The organism is Bradyrhizobium sp. USDA3010, from assembly GCF_056429065.1.
In genome coordinates, this window is record NZ_JBWJZD010000007.1 from 288,856 (window position 1) to 310,922 (window position 22,067).

The 22,067-nt window shown below is 65.2% G+C and carries 22 protein-coding genes and 1 pseudogene; 14 read left to right on the forward strand and 9 right to left on the reverse strand.

What is annotated here, in order from left to right:
- Window positions 1–43: 43 nt before the first annotated feature.
- The 5 genes from AC066Y_RS14530 to cynS all read left to right on the forward strand — a co-directional run bounded on the left by AC066Y_RS14530 (window position 44) and on the right by cynS (window position 4,839).
- A complete protein-coding gene (locus tag AC066Y_RS14530; protein WP_478274447.1) occupies window positions 44–922 on the forward strand; it encodes a sulfurtransferase in 879 nt (292 codons plus the stop codon).
- 106 nt (window positions 923–1,028) lie between these two features.
- Window positions 1,029–2,420 (forward strand): CmpA/NrtA family ABC transporter substrate-binding protein, encoded by a 1,392-nt coding sequence (locus AC066Y_RS14535; RefSeq protein WP_478274448.1) that lies wholly within the window; start codon window positions 1,029–1,031, stop codon window positions 2,418–2,420.
- Window positions 2,421–2,577: 157 nt separating this feature from the next.
- Window positions 2,578–3,417, forward strand: coding sequence for a nitrate ABC transporter permease (ntrB, locus tag AC066Y_RS14540; RefSeq protein ID WP_478274449.1), 840 nt, complete (start codon window positions 2,578–2,580; stop codon window positions 3,415–3,417).
- Between the two features lie 2 nt (window positions 3,418–3,419).
- Complete coding sequence (locus AC066Y_RS14545) at window positions 3,420–4,331, forward strand: ABC transporter ATP-binding protein (protein WP_478274450.1); 912 nt, start codon at window positions 3,420–3,422, stop codon at window positions 4,329–4,331.
- 19 nt (window positions 4,332–4,350) lie between these two features.
- Window positions 4,351–4,839, forward strand: a complete 489-nt coding sequence (cynS, locus tag AC066Y_RS14550) for a cyanase (protein WP_092115321.1) — start codon at window positions 4,351–4,353, stop codon at window positions 4,837–4,839.
- Between the two features lie 67 nt (window positions 4,840–4,906).
- Here the strand turns inward: cynS and purB are convergent, their stop codons facing one another.
- Window positions 4,907–6,337, reverse strand: coding sequence for an adenylosuccinate lyase (gene purB / locus AC066Y_RS14555; RefSeq protein ID WP_478274451.1), 1,431 nt, complete (start codon window positions 6,335–6,337; stop codon window positions 4,907–4,909).
- A gap of 189 nt (window positions 6,338–6,526) precedes the next feature.
- Complete coding sequence (locus AC066Y_RS14560; RefSeq protein ID WP_478274452.1) at window positions 6,527–7,354, reverse strand: isocitrate lyase/PEP mutase family protein; 828 nt, start codon at window positions 7,352–7,354, stop codon at window positions 6,527–6,529.
- Between the two features lie 112 nt (window positions 7,355–7,466).
- Here AC066Y_RS14560 and AC066Y_RS14565 point away from each other — a divergent pair, with 112 nt between their 5' ends.
- Window positions 7,467–8,411, forward strand: a complete 945-nt coding sequence (locus tag AC066Y_RS14565) for a LysR family transcriptional regulator (RefSeq protein WP_478274453.1) — start codon at window positions 7,467–7,469, stop codon at window positions 8,409–8,411.
- A gap of 47 nt (window positions 8,412–8,458) precedes the next feature.
- On the opposite strand, the gene AC066Y_RS14570 is transcribed toward AC066Y_RS14565, so the two are convergent.
- Complete coding sequence (locus AC066Y_RS14570) at window positions 8,459–8,782, reverse strand: DUF1476 domain-containing protein (protein ID WP_478274454.1); 324 nt, start codon at window positions 8,780–8,782, stop codon at window positions 8,459–8,461.
- 346 nt (window positions 8,783–9,128) lie between these two features.
- On the opposite strand from AC066Y_RS14570, the gene purC reads away from it, so the two are divergent.
- From purC to AC066Y_RS14600, 6 genes are all read left to right on the forward strand, one after another.
- Entirely contained in the window at window positions 9,129–9,896 is a 768-nt protein-coding gene (gene purC / locus AC066Y_RS14575; RefSeq protein ID WP_016843454.1) for a phosphoribosylaminoimidazolesuccinocarboxamide synthase, read from the forward strand.
- A gap of 15 nt (window positions 9,897–9,911) precedes the next feature.
- The gene (gene purS, locus AC066Y_RS14580; protein WP_173637481.1) at window positions 9,912–10,154 is read left to right on the forward strand and encodes a phosphoribosylformylglycinamidine synthase subunit PurS; all 243 of its coding nucleotides are present in this window, start codon (window positions 9,912–9,914) and stop codon (window positions 10,152–10,154) included.
- Window positions 10,155–10,232: 78 nt separating this feature from the next.
- On the forward strand, window positions 10,233–10,748 hold the full coding sequence (locus AC066Y_RS14585; RefSeq protein ID WP_420964873.1) for a hypothetical protein: 516 nt from the start codon (window positions 10,233–10,235) through the stop codon (window positions 10,746–10,748).
- Between the two features lie 4 nt (window positions 10,749–10,752).
- A complete protein-coding gene (gene purQ / locus AC066Y_RS14590; protein WP_478274455.1) occupies window positions 10,753–11,454 on the forward strand; it encodes a phosphoribosylformylglycinamidine synthase subunit PurQ in 702 nt (233 codons plus the stop codon).
- Between the two features lie 5 nt (window positions 11,455–11,459).
- Window positions 11,460–12,440 (forward strand): tripartite tricarboxylate transporter substrate-binding protein, encoded by a 981-nt coding sequence (locus AC066Y_RS14595; RefSeq protein WP_478274456.1) that lies wholly within the window; start codon window positions 11,460–11,462, stop codon window positions 12,438–12,440.
- 200 nt (window positions 12,441–12,640) lie between these two features.
- Window positions 12,641–13,378 carry a tetratricopeptide repeat protein gene (locus AC066Y_RS14600; RefSeq protein WP_478274457.1) on the forward strand — a complete coding sequence of 246 codons (738 nt, stop codon included), beginning with the start codon at window positions 12,641–12,643 and terminating at the stop codon, window positions 13,376–13,378.
- Window positions 13,379–13,391: 13 nt separating this feature from the next.
- Here AC066Y_RS14600 and AC066Y_RS14605 read toward each other — a convergent pair whose 3' ends face one another.
- Together AC066Y_RS14605 and AC066Y_RS14610 are read right to left on the reverse strand one after the other, a co-directional pair.
- Window positions 13,392–14,375, reverse strand: coding sequence for a DMT family transporter (locus AC066Y_RS14605; protein WP_478274458.1), 984 nt, complete (start codon window positions 14,373–14,375; stop codon window positions 13,392–13,394).
- Between the two features lie 156 nt (window positions 14,376–14,531).
- On the reverse strand, window positions 14,532–14,906 hold the full coding sequence (locus AC066Y_RS14610) for a winged helix-turn-helix transcriptional regulator (RefSeq protein WP_478274459.1): 375 nt from the start codon (window positions 14,904–14,906) through the stop codon (window positions 14,532–14,534).
- Window positions 14,907–15,013: 107 nt separating this feature from the next.
- On the opposite strand from AC066Y_RS14610, the gene AC066Y_RS14615 reads away from it, so the two are divergent.
- Window positions 15,014–15,727 (forward strand): glutathione S-transferase family protein, encoded by a 714-nt coding sequence (locus AC066Y_RS14615; RefSeq protein ID WP_478274460.1) that lies wholly within the window; start codon window positions 15,014–15,016, stop codon window positions 15,725–15,727.
- Between the two features lie 73 nt (window positions 15,728–15,800).
- On the opposite strand, the gene AC066Y_RS14620 is transcribed toward AC066Y_RS14615, so the two are convergent.
- Together AC066Y_RS14620 and AC066Y_RS14625 are read right to left on the reverse strand one after the other, a co-directional pair.
- A complete protein-coding gene (locus AC066Y_RS14620; RefSeq protein ID WP_478274461.1) occupies window positions 15,801–18,029 on the reverse strand; it encodes an alkaline phosphatase family protein in 2,229 nt (742 codons plus the stop codon).
- 343 nt (window positions 18,030–18,372) lie between these two features.
- Window positions 18,373–18,864, reverse strand: coding sequence for a PaaI family thioesterase (locus AC066Y_RS14625; protein WP_092115310.1), 492 nt, complete (start codon window positions 18,862–18,864; stop codon window positions 18,373–18,375).
- Between the two features lie 186 nt (window positions 18,865–19,050).
- On the opposite strand from AC066Y_RS14625, the gene purL reads away from it, so the two are divergent.
- A complete protein-coding gene (purL, locus tag AC066Y_RS14630; RefSeq protein ID WP_478274462.1) occupies window positions 19,051–21,270 on the forward strand; it encodes a phosphoribosylformylglycinamidine synthase subunit PurL in 2,220 nt (739 codons plus the stop codon).
- Between the two features lie 96 nt (window positions 21,271–21,366).
- On the opposite strand, the gene AC066Y_RS14635 is transcribed toward purL, so the two are convergent.
- Entirely contained in the window at window positions 21,367–21,627 is a 261-nt protein-coding gene (locus AC066Y_RS14635; protein WP_176530316.1) for a GlsB/YeaQ/YmgE family stress response membrane protein, read from the reverse strand.
- A 213-nt stretch (window positions 21,628–21,840) separates the two neighbouring features.
- Window positions 21,841–22,067 (reverse strand): annotated as a pseudogene (locus AC066Y_RS14640) (acyltransferase family protein); the annotation flags it as partial.

Genomic DNA, 22,067 nt, shown 5'->3' on the forward strand with positions numbered 1-22,067 from the left:
AGTTCGGGACCACCACAACTGCAACCACAAACAGGAGAGAGCCATGACGGACGTTCTGATCACCGCCGGCGAACTTGCCGAGCTCGTCAAGAAAGAACCATGTGTCATCATCGACACGCGGAATCCGGATGCCTATGCGGCCGGCCATCTGCCCGGCGCCGTCAATGTGCATGACATCTTCACATTCCTTGCGACCTCGACGCCGGAAGGCATCCACGAGCTGAAGACCAAGTTCGCCGACGCGTTCGGCGCCGCCGGTCTCTCCGGCAAGGAGACCGCCGTGATCTACGAGCAGTCGATGAATTCCGGCTTCGGCCAGTCCTGCCGCGGCTACTATCTCCTCACGATGCTGGGCTATCCCAAGATCAAGGTGCTGCATGGCGGCTTCGATGCCTGGAAAGCCGCCGATCTGCCTGTCACCACCGACGTTGCGGTGCCGGCGAAGGCCTCCTTTGCGATCGTGCCGGAGGCCGGCGACATCATGATCGACGCCAAGGCGATGCTGGCGGCGGTCGGCAAGCCCGGCGTCGCGATCCTCGACGTGCGCGACGTCGACGAGTGGATTGGCGAAAGCTCCTCGCCCTACGGCAAGGATTTCTGCCCGCGCAAGGGCCGCATCCCCGGCGCCGTCTGGCTGGAATGGTATCGGATGATGAAGCCGACCGCCGAGGGCCCGCGCTTCAAGTCGAAGGACGAGATCCTGGCGGAATGTGCCACCGTCGGCATCTCGCAGACCACGCCGGTCTATCTCTACTGCTTCAAGGGGGCGCGCGCCTCGAACACCTTCCTGGCGCTGAAGAACGCCGGCGTGAAGGACGTGCGGATGTATTTCGGCTCCTGGAACGAGTGGTCGCGCGACCCGGCGCTGCCGATCGACGAGGGTCTGCCGACCGCGGCCGTCGTCACGGACAAGGCGGCATAGAACCTGCATGTTTGTCGGCGTCCGGCGGCGCAAAACGCGGCCGGACGCCGATCAATGAACCGGATCGCGGAGCTCTCCGTGGTTCGGTGCGACAATGGGGCGCAGCATGTCCACGTCAGACGATCCCTTCGACGCCGACCGCGCGCTCGTGCGATCCGGCTGCGCCTGTGGCCGGTATCGCTCGGCCGCCGAGCATGCGCATGCCGCGCGCACGCTGCGCTGCGAGCCGGTCGCCGATCTCAGCGAACAGAAGCGTTACGAAGGCATCGTCGCGTCGGCGGTGATGCGCGCGGTGTTTCCGCAGGACGTTGCGCGCCGCGCCTTTCTGAAATCGGTGGGGGCGGCGACGGCGCTTGCCGCGTTGTCGCAGTTCTTCCCGTTGAAGACCGCGACGGAAGCGTTCGCCGACGCCGGACCACCGGAGAAGAAGGATCTCAAGGTCGGCTTCATCCCGATCACCTGTGCAACCCCGATCATCATGGCCGCGCCGCTCGGCTTCTATGCCAAGCAGGGCCTCAACGTCGAGGTCGTGAAGACCGCCGGCTGGGCGGTGATTCGCGACAAGACCATCAACAAGGAATACGACGCCGCCCACATGCTGGCGCCGATGCCGATCGCGATCTCGCTCGGCCTTGGTGCCAACGCCATACCCTTCACCGTGCCCGCGATCGAGAACATCAACGGGCAAGGCATCACGCTTGCCATGAAGCACAAGGACAAGCGTGATCCGAAGGATTGGAAAGGCATGAAGTTCGCCATTCCGTTCGACTACTCCATGCACAATTATCTGCTGCGTTATTATCTCGCCGAGCACGGGCTCGATCCGGATACCGACGTGCAGCTCCGCTCGGTGCCGCCGCCGGAGATGGTCGCCAATCTGCGCGCCGACAACATCGACGGCTTCCTCGCGCCCGACAACATCTGCCAGCGCGCGATCTATGACGGGGTCGGCTTCCTGCACACCCTGTCCAAGGAGATCTGGGACGGTCATCCCTGCTGCAGCTTTGCCGCCAGCCGCGAATTCATCACGACGGCGCCGAACTCCTTCGCGGCGCTGACCCGCGCGATCGTGGACGCCACCGGCTTTGCTGCGAAGGCCGAGAACCGCAAGCAGATCGCGGAGGCGATCGCGCCGGCCAACTACATCAACGCGCCGGTGACGGTGCTGGAGCAGGTCCTGACCGGCACCTACGCCGACGGCCTTGGCGGCGTGAAGACCGATCCGAAGCGCGTCGACTTCGATCCGTTCCCCTGGCAGTCCTTTGCGGTGTGGATGCTGACGCAGATGAAGCGCTGGGGCCAGATCAAGGGCGAGGTCGACTACAAGGCGGTCGCCGAGCAGGTCTATCTCGCCACCGACACAAAAAAGGTGATGGCCGAGATGGGGCTCACGCCGCCGACCACCGCCTACAAGTCGTTCTCGGTGATGGGCAAGAGTTTCGATCCGGCCAAGCCCGAGGATTATCTCGCAAGCTTCAAGATCAGGAAGTCGTCGTGAGGGGCGAAATTCTATCCACGCCGTCGTCCCTGCGAAAGCAGGGACCCATACGCCGTGTTGTCTCGGTTAGGCGCGCGGGGAGACACTCAGCGCAACAATTGGGGCCGGTGGTTATGGGTCCCTGCTCTCGCAGGGACGACGCGGGGAGGGAACGCGTATGACTCTCTCCCTCCGCCTCCGCGCCGCCATCGTCTCGCTTGCGCTGCTCGCGGCCTTCCTCGGCGCATGGCACCTCGCGACCCGCAGCAGCGGCACGGCGGCGGTCATGAGCCCCGAATACGCCAGGCTGATGGGGCTGACCGCGACGCAGGGCAAGTCGGCGATGCCCGGACCGCTCGATGTCGGCGCCAAGCTGTGGGAGCACCTGAAGCGGCCGTTCTACGACAACGGGCCGAACGACAAGGGGCTCGGCATCCAGCTCGCCTATTCGATCGGGCGCGTCGGGCTCGGCTATCTGATCGCGGTCATCGTCGCGATCCCGCTCGGCTTCATGATCGGGATGTCGCCTTTGATCAGCAAGGCGCTCGATCCCTTCATCCAGCTGCTGAAGCCGATCTCGCCGCTGGCCTGGATGCCGCTCGCGCTCTACACCATCAAGGATTCCTCGATCTCGGCGATCTTCGTGATCTTCATCTGCTCGGTGTGGCCGATGCTGCTCAACACCGCGTTCGGCGTCGCCGGCGTGCGCAAGGAGTGGATCAACGTCGCGCGGACGCTCGAGGTCGGCACCATCAGGCGCGCCTTCACCGTGATCCTGCCGGCGGCGGCGCCGACGATCCTCACGGGCATGCGGATCTCGATCGGGATCGCCTGGCTCGTGATCGTCGCTGCCGAGATGCTCGTCGGTGGCACCGGCATCGGCTACTTCGTCTGGAACGAGTGGAATAATCTGTCGATCACCAATGTGATCATCGCGATCCTTCTGATCGGCCTCGTCGGCATGCTGCTCGACCAGGTGCTGGCGCGCTTCACGCGCATGGTGACGTTTCCGGAGTAGCGATGACCGACAAGTTCATCTCCATCGAGGGAATCGCCCGGCGTTATCCCGGCGCCGGCGGCGGCACCACCACTGTATTCGAGGACTTCTGGCTGTCGATGACGCGCGGCGAATTCGGCTGCGTGATCGGCCATTCCGGCTGCGGCAAAACCACGGTGCTGAACATCCTCGCCGGGCTCGACGAGCCGAGCGAGGGAACGGTCATCGTCGATGGCCAGGGCATCGAGGGCACCAGCCTCGACCGCGCCGTGATCTTCCAGAGCCATGCGCTGCTGCCGTGGCGTACGGTGCTCGGCAATGTCGGCTATGCCGTGAGCTCGAAATGGCGCAAATGGGACCGCGCCCGGGTCAGGGCCCACGCGCAGAAATTCATCGATCTCGTCGGGCTGACCGGCTCCGAGCACAAGCATCCGTCGGAGCTGTCGGGCGGCATGAAGCAGCGCGTCGGCATTGCGCGCGCGCTGTCGATCACGCCGAAGATCATGCTGATGGACGAGCCGTTCTCGGCGCTGGACGCGCTGACCCGCGGCACGCTGCAGGACGAGGTGCGGCGCATCTGCCTGGAGACCGGGCAGACCACCTTCATGATCACCCATGACGTCGATGAGGCGATCTTCCTCGCCGACAAGATCTTCCTGATGACCAACGGGCCCGGCGCGGTGCTGGCCGAGATTGTCGAGAACCCGCTGCCGAAGGAGCGCGGCCGGATCGACCTGCACCGTCATCCCTATTACTATGCGCTGCGCAACCATATTGTCGATTTCCTGGTCAGCCGCAGCAAGAGCTTTGCCGCTGAGGTGACCGATCACGACCCGCGCCACGTCCCGACGGTGCGGCCCGGCGTCGGGGAGCCCACGATCGTCTCGCCGCCGCGCGTCGTCGAACCCAATCCCGCGCAGAGCGTTGCGCGCTGAAGCCTGAGGAGGAAACCTTATGAAACGCGAAGACCTCACCGAGAAGCTGCTCGACATCAAGCGCGAGAAGGGCTGGAGCTGGAAGCATATCTGCGAGAAGATCGGCGGCTATTCCGAGGTGCTGATCGTGGGCGCGATCCTCGGCCAGATGAAGCTGACAAAACCGCAGGCGGCGAATGCCGGCGAGCTGTTCGGGCTGTCGAAGGCCGAGACCGCCATGCTCAACGAGGTGCCGATGCGCGGCGCCGGCACGCCGATGCCGCCGACCGATCCGCTGATCTACCGCTTCTACGAGATGGTGATGGTGAACGGCCCGGCATGGAAGGCGCTGATCGAGGAGGAGTTCGGCGACGGCATCATGTCGGCGATCGACTTCGACATGGCGATGGAGCGTGTCGCGAATCCGAAGGGCGATCGCGTGAAGATCACGATGTCGGGCAAGTTCCTGCCCTACAAATATTACGGCGCCAGCGGCAACGTGCCGGAATACGGCTTCAAGGAAGAGTGAGGCGAAGCGACGAATTGCGAGTAGCGAACGGAATCTTGTCCGCTCGCTATTCGCTCCTCACTATCAGCTACAAGATCGTGCCTGGCGTGTAGCGCGCGGCTTCCGGCACGGCCTTAGCCAGCGCGTCGACTTGCTCGGCGAAGTGATCGACCTGGGCGGCGGCGTCGCCGGAGTTGGCGCGACCCTGCTCGAGCACAAGCTGCAGCTCGGCTTCGCTCAAGCCAAGCCGCTGGTCGGCCGCGAGACGCTGCAGCAGGTCGTTCTGCACGATCTTGCCGGTGCGCAGGTCGCCGATGGCGGCGACGGCGTGCTCCTTGATCGCCTCGTGGGCGCCTTCACGGCCGGCGCCCTTCTTGACCGCTTCCATCATCACCGTGGTGGTCAGCAGGAAGGGCAAATAGCGGTTGAGCTCGGTCTCGACGACGGCTTCGAACACCTCCATCTGATCGAGCACGGTGAGCAAGGTCTCGAGCAGGCCGTCGGTGGCGAGGAAGGCATCGGGCAGCATGACGCGGCGGACCACCGAGCAGGAGACGTCACCCTCGTTCCACTGATCGCCGGCGAGCCCGGCGGCCATCGCGAGATAGCCCTTCAGGATCACATGCAGGCCATTGATGCGCTCGCAGGAGCGGCTGTTCATCTTGTGCGGCATGGCCGAGGAACCGACCTGGCCCTTGGCAAAGCCTTCGCTGGCGAGTTCGTGGCCGGCCATCAGGCGGATGGTCTTGGCGAAGTTGCCGGGACCGCTGGCGAGCTCGGTGAGCACGCTGACCGCACGGAAGTCGAGGCTGCGCGGATACACCTGGCCGACGGCGTCGAGCGCTTTCGGCAAGCCGAGGTGAACGAGGATGCGCTCCTCGAGCGCGCGCGCCTTGCCGGCATCGCCATTGAACAGGGTGATCTGATCGAGACGGGTACCCACTGCGCCCTTCAGGCCGCGAGCGGGGTAGGTCTGCAGCACATTGACCAGGCTCTGATGCGCCAGCAGCATTTCTTCGCCCGACATGGCGATGCGCTTGCCGAGCGTCGTGACTTGCGCGGCCACGTTGTGGGTGCGTGCGGTGAACGGGATGTCGCGCAACTGCTGGGCGCGCTTCGCAAACCGAATCAGCGCGGCGATGCTCTTGGTCTCGACCAGCTGCAGCGCGCGGTAGACCTGCAATTGCTCCACGTTCTCCGTGAGGTCGCGGCTGGTCATGCCCTTGTGCAGGTGCTCATGGCCGGCCAGATCGCAGAACTCCTCGATGCGCGCCTTGACGTCGTGGCGGGTGACACGCTCCCGCTGCATGATGGAGGCTAGGTTGATCTGGTCCTTGACGCGCTCGTAGCTTTCGATCACGCCGTCCGGAACCGGAATCCCGAGATCGCGCTGGCCCTTCAGCACGGCGATCCAGTAGTCGCGTTCGAGGCGAACCTTGCCCTCGCCACTCCAGATGGCGCGCATGGCGGGTGAGGCATAACGTTCAGCGAGAACGTTGGAAATGTGATCCTGGGACATGATCCCGCTCTCTTGGCATTGCCTGAGGCTGCCTGCAAGTCGCGACCTGTCATGAATTGTCAGGTCTGGTAGTGCCTTGGCCGGACTTGCGGTGTTGGCGCTACCATACCAGATCAGTGGATACGCCGCCTCAGGCAAATCCCGGGGCGGCGCTGGCATTCCCTGGCGCGGGACAGGATGTCCCACGCGCTACTCGCCTTTCGCGGCAGCAAACGCCTCGCGTACGTCCTTCACCGGCGCCATGTCGCGGACGAAGGTGAACGCGCCCTGATCCTTCATCTCGCGGGCACAGCGCAGGAACGCGGCCAGCGCGTGCCGCTCCATCGCGCCGCCGACGCTGATGCGCTTGACGCCGGCGGCGGAGAGCTGCTCGACCGTCAAGGTCGGATCGGCAAAGCCCATCACGAGATTGAACGGCCGCTTCACGGCCGACACCACGGTCTTGATGGTGCCGATGTCGTAGAGGCCCGGCGAATACAGCACGTCGGCGCCGGCGGCCTCGAACGCCTGCAGCCGCTTGATGGTGTCGTCGAGATCCTTGCGGCCGTGCAGGAAGTTCTCCGCGCGCGCGGTCAGCGTGAATGGGAACGGCAGCGCCCGTGCCGCTTCGACGGCGGCCTGAACCCGCTCGACCGCGAGCGAGAAGTCGTAGATCGGATGCTGCGGATTGCCGGTCGAATCCTCGATCGAGCCGCCGACGACGCCGGCTTCGGCGGCGCGGGTGATCGCCTTTGCCGCGGTCATCGGATCATCCGCGCCGCAATTCTCCAGATCGGCGTTGACGGGCAGGTCGGTGGCATCGGCGATCGCCAGGCAGTTCTCGATGATGGCATCGAGGCTGACGGTTGCGCTGCCGAGCGTGTTGGCGAGCCCGAGGCTCGTGGTCGCGAGCGCCTCGAAACCCATCGCCGCGAGCAGCTTCGCCGTGCCGGCATCCCAGGGATTCGGGATGATGAAGGTGCCGGGGCGCTGATGCAACTCGCGAAACCGTGCTGCCTTGTCTGCCTGGGTGCGCATGTGAACTCCTGATGATTGGAAAAAGCGACCGGCTCAAGCGATAGGGCGGTTTCGGCCATCAGACAAATTTGTTATTTCTCTCGATATCATCAGCTTTTTGCATGAGGTGGGGATGGACAGCGACGCGCTCAACACGTTCCTGGTAGTGCATCGCCGCGGCGGAATCTCGAACGCCGCGAAGGCGCTGCATCGTTCGCAGCCGGCGATCTCGAGGCGCATCGCGCTGCTCGAGCAGGAGCTCGGCGTGCCGTTGTTCGAGCGGATCGCGGGCAAGACCAGATTGAGCGATGCGGGGCGGGTGATGGTGCCCTATGCCGAACGTGCGGTGGCGGCGGCGCAGGACGCCGAGAATGCGGTGCGCGCGCTGCTGCGCGACAATTCCGGCCCGGTGGCGCTGGCGGTGACCGGCACGCTTGCGGGCGAGCGGCTCTCGAAGGTGCTGAAGCGCTTTACCCGCCGGCATCCGGATGTCGCGCTGACGCTGCGCACCGCGACCAGTGCCGAGGTCAGCGATCTGATCCGGCGCGGCGAGGCGACGATCGGGCTGCGCTACGACCGCGACCGCTCGGGCGACCTCGATTGCGAGGTGCTGTTCGCCGAGCCGCTCGGGGTGGTCTGCGCGCCGGACCATCCGCTGGCGGGACGCCGGGTCGGCCGTCTCGCCGATCTCAGGGACGAGCGCTGGATCGCCTTTCCCGAGGTGCCCGGACGGCGCGAGATCACCGCCTCGCATGTATTCGCCCTGTTCCTGACGCACGGGCTCGGCGAGGTCGCCTGGACGCCGGTCGACAGCCTCACGGCGCAGAAGCGGCTGGTCGAGGCGGGGCTCGGGATCGCCCTGCTGTCACGAAGCAATGCGGCGGAGGAGCTGCGTGCCTCCTCGATCGCGACGATTCGTGTCGGCAATCTCACCGCAAGTCATGAGGTCGTCGCGGTGACGCGGCATGGCGGCTTCCTCAGCGCCGCGTCGCGCCGCCTGCTCGAGATCATCCGGGCCGACTTTACCAAAGCGAGGGGCACAAACAGGTCGCGCCGGAACGGTGTCCGGCGTGCATAAAAAGTCGAATCGGAGCTCAGGCGGCGCGAGAACTTAAGTTCCCTCCTTCACGTTCCGGCTTTGACCTGGGCCACCGCCACGGCCAGCAATTCGTCCATCTTGGCGCGAACGTCGCGCTCGGTCGTGGCCTGGCCCTTGGCGGTGAGGTCTCTCAGAACCTTGTGCAGCACGTCATTGTCGCCGGCTTCCTCGAAGTCGGCGGCCACCACTTCCTTGGCATAGGCGTTGGCGGCATCGCCCGTGATCCCGAGCTTCTCGGCGGCCCACAGGCCGAGCAGCTTGTTCCGGCGCGCTTCGGCCTTGAACTTCTGCTCCTCGTCGAGGGCGAACTTCTTCTCGAAACCTTCCTCGCGCTTGTTGAATTCGTTCATGCCGAAGTTCCAATTCCTGCTGAATGCGGGGTGATGCTCGTTGCGGCAGCCCCGATGCCTGCCTAGATAAGCGGGAGGAATCGGCAAGACAACGAGCCGTTAAGCCGCAGGCAAAACAGGCGGAATCGGGCCCTTTTGATAGCGCGGTATAAGTGCCCCGATGGGGGCACTATCGATTGTGCTGGATGGGCCAATCGGATAGGTTGCCAACAGGCATGGTTCTTGTTCTGTTTCCAGTTGGATTGCCCAGGTTCCAGGCCTCCGCGGCAGCTCCGTCGTGGGTCGTAACCCCAAGTCATCCGGAGCACCCAAATCCATGGATTTCAACAAAACACGGTACATCCCAATGAGCCGTCGACGCCGTATTTATGAAGGCAAGGCCAAGGTGCTTTACGAAGGCCCCGAGCCGGGAACCCTGATCCAGCACTTCAAGGACGACGCGACCGCGTTCAACGCCAAGAAACACCAGGTGATCGAGGGCAAGGGCGTCCTCAACAACCGGATTTCGGAGTACCTGTTTCAGCACCTCAACGACATCGGGGTGCCGACCCACTTCATCCGCCGCCTCAACATGCGCGAGCAGCTGATTCGCGAGGTCGAGATCGTGCCGCTCGAGGTGGTGGTGCGGAACGTCGCCGCCGGCTCGCTGTCGCAGCGGCTCGGGATCGAGGAGGGCACCCAGCTGCCGCGCTCGATCATCGAGTTCTATTACAAGAACGACCAGCTCAACGACCCCATGGTGTCGGAAGAGCACATCACCGCGTTCGGCTGGGCCACGCCGCAGGAGATCGACGACATCATGGCGCTCGCCATCCGCGTCAACGACTTCCTGACCGGCCTCTTCCTCGGCATCGGTATCCGCCTCGTCGACTTCAAGATGGAGTGCGGGCGGCTGTTCGAGAACGAAATGATGCGGATCATCGTCGCCGACGAGATCTCGCCGGACTCCTGCCGGCTGTGGGACATCAAGTCGAACGAGAAGCTCGACAAGGACCGTTTCCGCCGGGATCTGGGTGGCCTGCTTGAGGCCTACACCGAGGTCGCGAAGCGGCTCGGCATTCTGATCGAGAACGAGCGGCCGGCCGGCAGCGGCCCGGTGCTGGTGAAGAGCTAAGCTTAAGGGGCGACCGTGAAGGCACGCGTGACTGTGACATTGAAGTCGGGCATCCTCGATCCGCAGGGCAAGGCGATCGAGGGCGCGCTGAAATCGCTCGGCGTCGACGGCGTCGCCAGCGTTCGCCAGGGCAAGGTGTTCGACATCGAGCTCGCCGCAACCGACAGGGCCAAGGCGGAGGCGGCGCTGAAGGCCGCCGCCGACAAGCTGCTGGCCAATACCGTCATCGAGAACTACCGGGTCGAGGTTCTGAGCTAGCGAGCGAGCCAAATGATAACAGCCGCTCCCGCCGCTGCTCGCCGTGACCGAATCTTCATCGGAGCGCTCTGCATCGGCTTGCTGACCGCGGCCGGTATCGGCGGGGCCTCGGCTCAACCGGCACCGGCGGCGCCTGCCGCGACGACGCAGCCGCCGCCGTTCACGGTCAGCGGATGGAGCTACGAGCGCCGGGGCTCCGATGTGCATATGTTCCGCTGCGCGCAATCGTCCTGCGGTGCGGGCTCCAAGGTGAGCTACCGGTATTATACCGGCGGAAAACAGATGACGCTCGACCAGTTCCGCGAGGGGCAGGAGCAGATCATCAAGGCGCTGGAGCAGCGGACGCCGGGGCAGCGCATTACGCTGCTCGGCGTTGATGGCGACAAGGGCACCGCGGGGCCGCGCATGTTCAAGGCACGGCGCCTGACCGTGACAGCCAACGGCGCAAGCGAGTATCAGGTCAGCGGCTTGCTGCTTGCCGGACAAGGCTCCGCCAGCCTGATCAGCTCGGCGCGTGACGAAAAGGCCAGCAACGACAATTACGCGAAGTTTGCCGCCGCAGTTAAGCTCGTGCTGGCACCCAAAACCAGGTGATGCAATGAAATCAGCCGTCCTCGTCTTCCCAGGCATCAACCGCGAGCGCGACATGGCTCGCGCGCTCAAGCTTGCATCCGGCAATGAGACCGCGATGGTCTGGCACGCCGAGACCGCGCTGCCCAAGGGCACCGACCTCGTGGTGGTGCCCGGCGGTTTCTCCTATGGCGACTATCTGCGCTGTGGCGCGATCGCGGCCCGCGCGCCCGTGATGGACGCGGTGCGCGACTTCGCAGCCTCGGGCGGGCTGGTGCTCGGCGTCTGCAACGGTTTTCAGATCCTCTGCGAGTCCGGGCTGTTGCCGGGCGTGCTGATGCGCAATGCCGGGCTGAAATTCGTCTGCCGCGACGTGCATATGCGAATCGAACGCTCCGACACGCCGTTCACCCGCGGCTACAATGCCGGCCAGGTGATCCGCGTGCCGGTCGCGCATGGCGAGGGCAATTACGAGGCGGACGAGGAGACGCTGAAGCGGCTCGAGGGCGAGGGCCGGGTGCTCTATCGCTACTGCTCCGCCGAGGGCGTGGTCGACGAAGCTTCCAACTTCAACGGCGCCGCGCATTCGATCGCCGGCATCGTCAACGAGCGCGGCAACGTGCTCGGCATGATGCCGCATCCGGAAAACCACGTCGAAGAGATCATGGGCTGCACCGACGGCCGCGGCCTGTTCGCAGGGCTGGTCCAGCAGTTCGACAAGGCGGCGTAACCACCATGTTTGGAAGGTTCCTTGCCGTGGCGACAGCCGCGGTCCTGCTGCTTGCGACGGCGGCCAACGCCCAAGATACCTCGAAGCTGGACTTCCCGAAGCGTCCGATCACGATGATCGTGCCGTTCACGGCCGGCGGCACCTCGGACGTGATTGCCCGCGCGGTGGCCGACCAGATGAGCGCCGCGCTCGGCCAGACCATCATCATCGAGAATGTCGGCGGCGCCGGCGGCTCGACCGCGCTGACCCTTGCCGCGCGGGCCGAGCCGGACGGCTACACGATCGCGATCGGCAACGCCGGCACCAATGCCGCGACCTACACGATCTATCCAAAGCTGTCGTTCACGCCCGACTCCTTCGCGCCGGTCGCCGTGGTGGCGAAGACCTTCGGCATCGTCGCGCTGCGCAAGGATTTTCCGGCCAAGGATCTCAAGGAATTCATCGACTACGCGAAGAAGAATCCGGGCAAGGTCAATCTCGGCCATGCCGGCGTCGGCTCGTCGAACTATTTGATCTGCAAAAGCTTCGTGCATGCCGCCGGGATCGACGTGCAGCTGGTCGGCTATCGCGGCGCGGCGCTCGCGCTGACGGACGCGATCGGCAGCCAGATCGACGGCGTCTGCGATGCCGCCGCCTCGGTGTCGCAGGCGATCGACGACAAACTGGTGAAGGCGGTCGTGGTCGGCTCGACCGTGCGGCTCGCCTCGCTGCCGGAGCTGCCGACCTCGGCCGAGGCTGGCCTAGCCGAGTTCGAGGCGCAGGGCTGGAATGGCCTGTTCGCGCCGAAGGGCACCCCGGGCGAGATCATCGCCAAGCTCAACGCCGCCGCGCGCTCCGCAGTCGCGAGCGAGGCGGTGAAGAAGCGCTTCGTCGAGTTGTCGACGGTTGCGCCCGATGCCGACGAGCTCGCACCCGAGGTGTTGCAGCAGCTTGTGACCCGCGACGTCGCGAAATACCGCACGTTGCTCGCGGACGACAAGAAATAGCGCTTATGGGGCCCCGCTCGGACGCCCGGACCAATGAACCTGATCCGTTCTATCAGACACCAATGCTGGGATAGTTACCTCCGTTTTACAATCTCTTCACGCTAGCGCTGCCGGAATAGCAACCGAGGATTGTCGCAGCGTGCCGGGCACGTTATGACGGAGGCGATTTGGATGATTTGTCCGGCTCGCTGGGATCCTTGATGCCCGTTGCATTGGTCATATTGCTGCTCGACATCACGCTGATCTACCACGCCTCGCGCACCGGGCGCCTGCAGCCATGGGCTTTCATCATCCTGATGGTGCCGCTGATCGGCGCGCTCGCCTACATCGTCGTCGAGCTCGTTCCGGAATGGTGGGGCGGACCGGCTGCCGCGCAGGCGCGCAGGCGCGTCGCCAACCGTATCGATCCGGAGAAGCGGTATCGCGAACTGTCCGACCGGCTCGCGACATCCGACACGATCGCCAACCGCGCAGCGCTGGCTGCGGAGTGCCAGACCATCGGGCGCTTCGAGGAGGCGGAGGGCCACTATGACCACGTCTTGCGACTGCCGCAGGGCGACGATCCGGCCTACGCGCTGGCCAAGGCGCAGGCCCAGTTCGCCCGCAAGCTACCTGCCGAGGCACTGGCCACGCTCGACGCCTTGCGCGAGCGCTGGCCCGATTTCGAATCCGCCGAGTGGCATCTGCTCTACGCCCGCTCGCTCGCCGAAACGGGCCGGCTCGACGAGGCGCTGGAGGAATACCAGGCGGTCACGCAGTATTTTCCGGGAGCCGAAGCGCGGGTCCGCTATGGCCTGTTGTTGCAGCTGGTCGGCCGCACCGCCGAAGCGCGCATCGTGTTCAACGAGCTCTTGATCCAGATGCGGCGGGCGCCGAAATACCTGCGCGATGCGCAGGCCGAGTGGCTCTCGATCGCCGAGAAGCAATTGTCGGCGTGAGCTGCGACACAGGCTAGCGGTTTCGCAATCGGCTCAGCGCGCGCTTATAGGCCTCGGCCGGCACCGTCATCGCCGCGACGCCGGCCATCACCAGCAAGAGGCCGAGCGCCAGGTTCGACGGCACGGATTCCCCGAGCAGGATCACCGACAACGCGACGCCGATCGGAATCCGCAAATAGCCTTGCGCGTTCGTGGTGAGCGTGCCGAGCCGCGTCAGGCACATGTAGAACAGCATCAGGCCGAACGCGCTCGAGAAGATGCCCATCACGACGGTGGCGACCAGCGCCTGCGGCGTCGGGTGCAGCGTCCAGGGATGGTCGACGATCAGGGCGACCGGCAGAAGCACCGTGCCGCCGAACAAGAGCGAGCCGGCGGCCACCACCATGGGGTCATAGTCGGAGAGACGAAGCCCGAAGATCGTGGCGCAGGCGAACGAGACGGTGGCGAGCAGGATCGCGATCTCGGCGACAATCTCCTTGCCGAAGCCCGAGAGCGCGTCGAGGCCGATGATCGCGACCGTGCCGGCGAGGCCGAGGATCGCGCCGACGAGCTTGAGCAGCGAGGCCGGCTCGTGCCGCGTGATCGCCCAGGTGATCAGGAAGGCGAAGATCGGCGTCGTCGAGGCCAGCACCACGGTGTTGGATGCCGGCACATAGAGCTGCGCCCAGGTGATCACCAGGAACGGGATCGTCGAGTTGATGGTCTGCTGGAAGGCGAACAGCTTCCACGCCTTGATGTCGGTCGGGATACGGATGCCGCGAATCCGCAGCACCAGGAGCAGGAAGAGGGCTGCGACCAGCGAGCGCGCCGAGATGAAGGTGACCGGCGGGATCGAGCCGAGCCCGATCTTGGTCAGTGGATAGGTCGAGCTCCAGCAGCAGGCCAGCGCCAGGAGCAGGGCATAGTCGCGCCAGCCGCGCGCACCCGGCGCGGTGGGCAGGATCGGCGTGATAGCGGGAGCCGTCACGCCGCCCGTCTTGGCTCTTTGTCTGAGCATGATCTTTTCGGAAAACCGCTTCACACTTTTCCGGATCATGCTCTGGCCGTGCTCTTCGGCACCTTGATTGGCTCCCCCGCGCATTGCCGCGCATCAAGACTGATACTTCGGGAGCCTATCCAATGCCAGCGCAAGTTTGACGGCGCTTCGTGCCGTTCAATCCCGCGAGACGGTATTCGGAATGACCGGCTCGGCATCCACGGAACTGCACGGGGCTGCGGCACTCGACGTCGTTTCCCACCACTCGCCCAGCGCGTCGATCAGCAGCACGAGCCGGTGGCCGGCCGGCGTCAGCTGGTATTCGACGCGCAGCGGATACCCGTCGAATTCGGTGCGCTCGACGATGCCTGTGTCCTCGAGCTTGCGCAGCTCCAGGGTCAGCATCTTGTGCGAGATGGTCGGGTTGTCGCGGCGCAGGTCGCTGAAGCGCTTGGTGCCCTGCTTCAGATAGTAGATCAGGAGCGTCGGCCAGCGGCCGCTCAGGATCTGCATCACTTCCTCGATCGGGCAGCGGGAGACGAGAGATTTCATGGCGGCTCGTGGTTACAAAAAGGTGCGTAATTTACTTCACGGTTGTGGCGAATAGGGTCCGGCTCCGCTGCGCAGCGTGATCGTCTGACATCACCGGAGACCACATCATGGAACCTATCCTCATCTATGGCTTCCCGCTGGGAAGCTCCATGGGGCTCGTTGCAGCTCTCGAATGGCTGCGCAAGCCCTATCGCCTTTGCCGCGTCGACATGCTCGGCGAAATGCGCGATCCTTCCTATGCGCGGATCAATCCGCGGCATGAGACGCCGGCCTTCGTCACGGACCAGGGCAGGGTGCTCACCGAGAACATGGCGATCGCAAGCTGGCTCGCGGCACGCGATACCGAGCGCCGCGTCAGCTTCGACCCGCTGTCGCCGCAGGCCGACCGGATGCGTCAGCTGATGGCCTTCGTGAACACCGGCTTCACCGCCGCGTTTAGTCCGCTATGGGCGGCGCTGGAGATGCAGACGCCGAATCCCGCGATGCAGTCTGCGCTGCGGCAGTGGGGGAAGGACAATGCCGTGCAGCGCCACGACCGGCTCGAGCAACTGGTCGGCGATGCGACGTTCCTGCTCGGCGACCACCCGACATTGGCGGATGGGATGCTGATCGGTGTCGCGCGCTGGCTCGATTTCCATGCCGTCGCCGACCGCAATCGCTGGCCGAAATTGGCCGCCCTTCGCGCGCGACTGGAGGCCGATCCGGCCGTGATCTACGCGACGGCGCTGGAGAAGGGCGAGCACAGCCGGGGCGCCGGCGGCTGCGCCGGTCACGTTCCGCTTGCCGAGGTGATCGAGCGGTTCGGCACGCCGCGCACGTGAGGATTGAGGGCCGTGACAGGAGAGGCGGTGGACGCCGGTCTGACGTCCACCGCACTGAATTTGCCGAAGGATCCTAGCGCAGGACCTCGCTCAGCACCTCGCCGTCGACCTGGTGCGGTGTGGTGCCGAGGAGCCGCATGATGGTCGGCGCGACGTCGATATTGCGCATGTGCCGCACCACGGCGTCCCTTCGGATCTGCGGCCCCGCGGCGATGAACGTCGCGCTCATCACCGGAAGCTCGGGGTCGTGACCGTGGGCGCCGTAGAAATTCGGCATCGATAGCGCGGTGGTCGCCGCGTTGAACGGCGCGTCGCCCTGGCGCGCGACGCCGGGATTCTGCACGCCGTCGAAATTGTAGCCGGGCGCCATCAGCGCGAACACGTCGCCATAGTCCTGGCCGACGGTCTTGCTGGTACACTGTCCAGTACCGGCGTCGCATTGCAGCGGCCGGGTCTCGACGACGGTGAAGATGCGCTGATCCTTGAGCGAGTAGTTGAAGCGCGCATTGGGGTCGACCGCGTTTCTCACCGCGTCGGTGATCTGCGCCACCAGGGCCCGGTAGGTCGCCAGATCGACGGTGCCGCCGAGCTCGCGGTTCTGCAGGTTGACGTAGATGTCGGCGGCAGGACCCGAGGTGCGGATCCCGACTTTGCTGGTGTCGATGCCGGCGTTGCGGAGGATGTTGGTGAGATTGACCGAGGTGTGGAACGGCGCGAAGCCGTGGTCCGACACCACGACGACGTTGCTGTCGCGGCCCGCCGCGTCGGCAATCTGCTTCACCGCTCTGTCGGCCGTCTGGTAGGCGAAGCGGATGTAGGAGGCGTAGCGTTTGACCTTGGCGGAATCCTGGTTGGCGCCGATCGAATTCGCGTCGGTCGGGTTGGTGCCCTGGCGCGGGTCGGTGAGCAGGAACTGGTGCTCGGAGCCGTCGGGCTGCTCGATATAGACCATGACGAGGTCGGCGTCCGGGTGGGTCTTGATCGCGCGCTCGCCGATATTGGCCTGGTAGCGCACGAAGGTCTTCACCATGTCCTCGTACATCGTCTCGATCTCGACGTCGGGGAAATTGGTGAAGCCCGGGCTCAGGCGCTCCGGAATGCGGAAGTCGGCCTGCGGACGCCAGAACCCGATATTGTTGTTGATGTCGTCGACATCGGCCAGCACCGGCGTGTTGCGCGGGATGAAGTTGGCCCCGTAGCGGGCGAAGCGCACCACCGAGAGGTCCGGCGACAGCTCCGAGACGAAGTAGGCGGCGCCGACCTTCGCGCCGCTGCCTTCGAAGAAGAACGGTGCGTTCTCGCCACCAAACTTGACGTAGGCCGGCCCGGTCGACGGTGCGTGGAACGGTCCTGCGGTGATGCCGCTGTTGGCATCGAAGAACACCAGCGTGTCGTAGTTCACCTTGCGGTCATTGGTGGTGTCGATGGCGGCGACGCGGATCGAATATTTGACGTCGAGCGTCGCGGCATTGGTGCAGGTCGCGGTTGCCGCCGCGGAACATGAGAACGTCTCGATCGGTGCCGAGGTCACCAGCACCGGGCTGAATGAAAAATGGCCGGCAGCCTGCAGCGCCGCCACGATGCCCGGATCGGTCGTGAAGTCGCTGCGCGACAGCGTGAAGCCCTGGGCCCCGATGCCGCCGAACGCGCCGAACGGCACCGTGAAGTCGGTCACGCGGGTGGGGTGGGCCGGCTGCACCACGGTCTTGTTGATCGAGATGTCGGCGCCGTCGCCGCCGGGCCACGTCGCGGTGATGACCTTCTTGCCCTGCTGGCGCAGTTGCACCCAGAGCGGCTGTGCCGTCGGGTGCGCCGACGGCCCGAGCGGGCTTTCGTTGTAGCCGCCGATCGGCGCGGCGAAGCCGCTGATGCTGCTGGAGATCGGGCCGACGATCGGCTCGAACGTGTTGGAAGGGATGTCGTTATGGACCGCCGTCGAACCGGTCGCGATCGCAATATGCGAGACCGCGGTGAGCGACGGTGACGCCGTCACGTTCTGCAGCGCCACTGCGCCGCGCCGGCTGAGCCGGGCGAGCCCGCCGTCGCGTGGCAGCACGCCTTCCTCGATGAACTTCTGGATGAAATCGGGCTTGGCACCATCGAGCGAGATCATCACCACGCGCGGCTTGCGGCCACGATGCTCGCCGTCATGGTCCTGATCCTGATCGTGACCGCGGGACTCGCCGACGCCGCGATCGCCATTGTCGCCGTCCTGGCCGGCGCGCGCCGGAGTTGCAACGCACGCCAGCGATGCGACAAGCGACATCACCGACGTGACGGAAACAAGCGTCTTTAATTTCATGAGAATGCCCCAACTTCGCTGCGCGAATGCACAAACAGAAACCGTTCAGCAATCTTCGGGGGCTTGGCTGACGAGCATGTGACGCGCGCGCGACGAGGCAACGACAGCATGTCGTCGCGTCACAACTGGCGTTGAATGCTTCATGCAAAGAACGCGCGTGAACACAACGCGCTAGCGCGGTGCTGTCGATTCATCCCGTGGCGATGTAACGGCTGGATGACGGCGGGTGTCCACAGGCGCGAAGCGTTTTCGAGCGAAGTGGGTAGCGGTTCGCGCGAAGAAACGCGTCGAAGAAAAATCCGAAGCCCGTTCCGATTCAATCGGAACGGCCTCCTCGCGCGCTTTACGCTGTCGTCGCCGCCGGCGCCTTGCGCTTCGTTCGCTTGATGGTGCCGGAGAAGCTGAACAGCGGCCGCTCGGCCGATGTCAGCATGCCGCGTACGAAGATCAGCGATCCGCCGGCGCGGGTGACCTCGCCGGTGCATTCGATCAAGGCACCCTCGCGCGCCGCATCGAGGAATTCCGAGGCGAACGAGACCGTGACCCCGGGGCCCTGGAGCACCGGGGAGGCGAGCGCGAACAGGCAGTAATCCGCGAAGGTCATGAGGCAGCCGCCATGGACGTTGCCGGAGCCGTTGAGGTGCTTCGGGCCGACCCGGAACGCGCAGGCGATGCGGCCGTTCTCGTCCATGCGGTGGTAGAATGGGCCGGTATGGGTCTCGAAACTGTCCCGGGTCCAGGTTCGCCAGCCGGCGAATTCGCCTTCGGTCTCGACGTGCAGGTCGGGGCGGCGGTTGAATGCCGTAGTGAGTGCGGTCTTGGCGAGCTCGTTCACGAAATCTGGCCTTCAATTATCGGGTTCGGGACCTTAAATCCGATCCATCCCCATTGTGCAAATTCCAGGTGCAATTCCGGGCTGCAAATCCCGGGCCGCGCCAAACCGCCGCAAAGCTCTGGACAGGCCGGAAATGGGCCGTAAAAGGCCTTTTCGCCCCCGTTCGATCTACCTATTAAGGGTCCCATGACCGCGCCCAAGAACGAGCCTCAAATCACCCCCGAACTCGTGGCTGCCCACGGGCTGAAGCCGGACGAGTATGAGCGCATCCTGAAGCTGATCGGGCGGGTTCCGACCTTCACCGAGCTCGGCATCTTCTCGGCGATGTGGAACGAGCATTGCTCGTACAAGTCGTCGCGCATCCATCTGCGCGGGCTGCCGACCAAGGCTCCCTGGGTGATCCAGGGGCCCGGCGAGAATGCCGGCGTGATCGATATCGGCGACGGCCAGGCCGTGGTCTTCAAGATGGAGAGCCACAACCACCCGAGCTACATCGAGCCCTACCAGGGCGCGACCACCGGCGTCGGCGGCATCCTGCGCGACGTCTTCACCATGGGCGCCCGCCCGATCGCCTGCCTGAACGCGCTGAGCTTCGGCGCCCCTGAGCATCCCAAGACCCGGCATCTGGTGTCCGGCGTGGTCGCGGGCGTCGGCGGCTACGGCAATTCGTTCGGCGTGCCGACGGTCGGCGGCCAGGTGCGCTTCCACACCCGCTATGACGGCAACATCTTGGTCAACGCGATGGCGGTCGGCCTCGCCGACGCCGACAAGATCTTCTACGCGGCGGCCTCCGGCGTGAACATGCCGATCGTCTATCTCGGCTCCAAGACCGGCCGCGACGGCATCCACGGCGCCTCGATGGCCTCGGCCGAATTCGACGACGCCTCCGAGGAGAAGCGCCCGACCGTGCAGGTCGGCGATCCCTTCGCCGAGAAACTTTTGCTCGAAGCCTGCCTCGAGATCATGGCAGCCGATTGCGTGGTCGCAATCCAGGACATGGGCGCGGCCGGCCTGACCTGCTCGGCGGTCGAGATGGGCGCCAAGGGCGATCTCGGCGTCGACCTCGATCTCGACGCGGTGCCGACCCGCGAGACCGGCATGAGCGCCTACGAGATGATGCTCTCGGAGAGTCAGGAGCGCATGCTCATGGTGCTCAAGCCCGAGAAGGAGAAAGAGGCCGAAGCGATCTTCCGCAAATGGGGGCTCGATTTCGCCATCGTGGGCTACACCACGCCGAGCAAGCGCTTCGTCGTCAAGCATGGCGGCGACGTGATGGCCGATCTGCCGATCAAGGAGCTCGGCGACGAGGCGCCGGTCTATGACCGCCCGCACGTCGCATCGACTGCGCTGCCGGTGATCCGCGGGCAGGACGTCAAGCCGCCGCTCGGGATCGCAGAGGCGCTGACCAAGCTGATCGGCACGCCCGAATTGTGCTCGAAGCGCTGGGTCTGGGAGCAGTACGACCACGTCATCCTGGGCAATACCATGCAGCGTCCCGGCGGCGATGCCGCGGTGGTCCGCGTCGAGGACGGGCCGAAGGGGCTCGCGCTCACCGTCGACGTCACGCCGCGCTATTGCGAGGCCGATCCGTTCGAGGGCGGCAAGCAGGCGGTGGCCGAAGCCTGGCGCAACATCACCGCGGTCGGCGGCCGGCCGCTCGCCATCACCGACAATCTCAACTTCGGCAATCCGGAGCGGCCCGAGATCATGGGCCAGTTCGTCGGCTGCCTGAAGGGCATTTCGGAAGCCTGCCGCGCGCTGGACTTCCCGGTCGTGTCCGGCAACGTCTCGCTCTACAACGAGACCAACGGCCGCGGCATCCTGCCGACGCCCTCGATCGGCGGCGTCGGCCTGCTCGACGACTTCACCAAGTCGGCGACCCTGGCGTTCAAGGCGGCCGGCGAGGCAATTCTTTTGGTCGGCGATACGCAAGGCTGGCTCGGCCAGTCGGTCTACCTGCGCGATGTCTGCGGCCGCGAGGAGGGCGCTCCGCCGCCGGTCGATCTCGCCACCGAGAAGCGCAACGGCGACGTGGTGCGCGGCATGATCCACGCCGGCACCGCGAGTGCGGCGCATGACGTCTCCGACGGCGGGCTCCTGATCGCGCTCGCCGAGATGGCGATCGCAAGCGGCATCGGCGCGCAGCTCCTGGCGGCGCCGTCCTCGATCGTGCCGCATGCCTATTGGTTCGGCGAGGATCAGGCGCGCTACATCGTCACCGTGCCTGCGGCCGACGCGGGCCTCGTGCTGGCCAAGATGAAGGGCGCCGGCGTGCCCTGTGCGCGCATCGGCACCACCGGCGGCGACGCGATTGCGGTCGCCGGCGAGCCGCCTGTGACGATCGAAAGCCTGTCCCGCGCCTTCGAGCACTGGCTGCCGAACTACATGCACGGCGCTGCCGCCTGATCCGCCGCTGCGGCGCGAAGCAACGATCTCAATAGCGCGATGAACCCATCATCGCGCTATTTTCGTCTATTCGACCGCTGTCCCTGCGGATCAAGCCTACGTCGCGCCGCGGATCGCGCGCCACGCAAAGATGATGATGCAGGCGCCGATGAAGCCGGCGACGAGAAAGCCGATCCATCCGCCGCCGAGCGACACGCCGAGCAGACCCAATAGCCAGTTCGCCAGCGCGGCGCCGACGATGCCGAGGATGATATTCATGAAGATGCCGGTTCCGGTCTTCATGAACATCTCGGCGAGCCAGCCGGCCAATCCGCCGACGATGATAGCGGCGATCCATCCAACTTGAGGGTCGTTCATCTCAGGACTCCCTAGGGTCAGCAGTCCGGCCAGCATAACCGAGAATCACGTCGCGGCATGTGACCAATGGCAGGTTGTGCGCAACTTGTCGGCCGCGATCTTGCCGTCAGCGTTCTCCAAGTGGGATGCGCGGAGAGAGACTCCACCTGGCGCTGCCCCGCAAGCGGGAGAGGCAGCGCAGTCTCGACGTCGCGAATAGTACGTGCTGCGTAGTTACAGCACGTATTTGGCGCCTGGCAGCTTGCGCAGCACGGCGGTGGCGGCCCAGCTCAGCGCCACGGTGGCGAAGAACGCGATCGCGGCCTTGGCGATCGCCGGCAATTCCATGTCGAACAGCCAGTATTGCAGCCACAGCACGATCGGATAGTGCACCAGGAACATGCCGTAGGCGTCGCCCTGCATGCGGTCGAGCATCGTCGGTCCCTGCGCCTTCGATTTCA

Coding starts and splice junctions, on each gene's coding strand:
- AC066Y_RS14530 (WP_478274447.1), top strand. CDS start 44: ATGACGGACGTTCTGATCACCGCCGGCGAACTTGCCGAGCTCGTCAAG.
- AC066Y_RS14535 (WP_478274448.1), top strand. CDS start 1,029: ATGTCCACGTCAGACGATCCCTTCGACGCCGACCGCGCGCTCGTGCGA.
- ntrB (WP_478274449.1), top strand. CDS start 2,578: ATGACTCTCTCCCTCCGCCTCCGCGCCGCCATCGTCTCGCTTGCGCTG.
- AC066Y_RS14545 (WP_478274450.1), top strand. CDS start 3,420: ATGACCGACAAGTTCATCTCCATCGAGGGAATCGCCCGGCGTTATCCC.
- cynS (WP_092115321.1), top strand. CDS start 4,351: ATGAAACGCGAAGACCTCACCGAGAAGCTGCTCGACATCAAGCGCGAG.
- purB (WP_478274451.1), bottom strand. CDS start 6,337: ATGTCCCAGGATCACATTTCCAACGTTCTCGCTGAACGTTATGCCTCA.
- AC066Y_RS14560 (WP_478274452.1), bottom strand. CDS start 7,354: ATGCGCACCCAGGCAGACAAGGCAGCACGGTTTCGCGAGTTGCATCAG.
- AC066Y_RS14565 (WP_478274453.1), top strand. CDS start 7,467: ATGGACAGCGACGCGCTCAACACGTTCCTGGTAGTGCATCGCCGCGGC.
- AC066Y_RS14570 (WP_478274454.1), bottom strand. CDS start 8,782: ATGAACGAATTCAACAAGCGCGAGGAAGGTTTCGAGAAGAAGTTCGCC.
- purC (WP_016843454.1), top strand. CDS start 9,129: ATGAGCCGTCGACGCCGTATTTATGAAGGCAAGGCCAAGGTGCTTTAC.
- purQ (WP_478274455.1), top strand. CDS start 10,753: ATGAAATCAGCCGTCCTCGTCTTCCCAGGCATCAACCGCGAGCGCGAC.
- AC066Y_RS14595 (WP_478274456.1), top strand. CDS start 11,460: ATGTTTGGAAGGTTCCTTGCCGTGGCGACAGCCGCGGTCCTGCTGCTT.
- AC066Y_RS14600 (WP_478274457.1), top strand. CDS start 12,641: ATGCCCGTTGCATTGGTCATATTGCTGCTCGACATCACGCTGATCTAC.
- AC066Y_RS14605 (WP_478274458.1), bottom strand. CDS start 14,375: ATGCTCAGACAAAGAGCCAAGACGGGCGGCGTGACGGCTCCCGCTATC.
- AC066Y_RS14610 (WP_478274459.1), bottom strand. CDS start 14,906: ATGAAATCTCTCGTCTCCCGCTGCCCGATCGAGGAAGTGATGCAGATC.
- AC066Y_RS14615 (WP_478274460.1), top strand. CDS start 15,014: ATGGAACCTATCCTCATCTATGGCTTCCCGCTGGGAAGCTCCATGGGG.
- AC066Y_RS14620 (WP_478274461.1), bottom strand. CDS start 18,029: ATGAAATTAAAGACGCTTGTTTCCGTCACGTCGGTGATGTCGCTTGTC.
- purL (WP_478274462.1), top strand. CDS start 19,051: ATGACCGCGCCCAAGAACGAGCCTCAAATCACCCCCGAACTCGTGGCT.
- AC066Y_RS14635 (WP_176530316.1), bottom strand. CDS start 21,627: ATGAACGACCCTCAAGTTGGATGGATCGCCGCTATCATCGTCGGCGGA.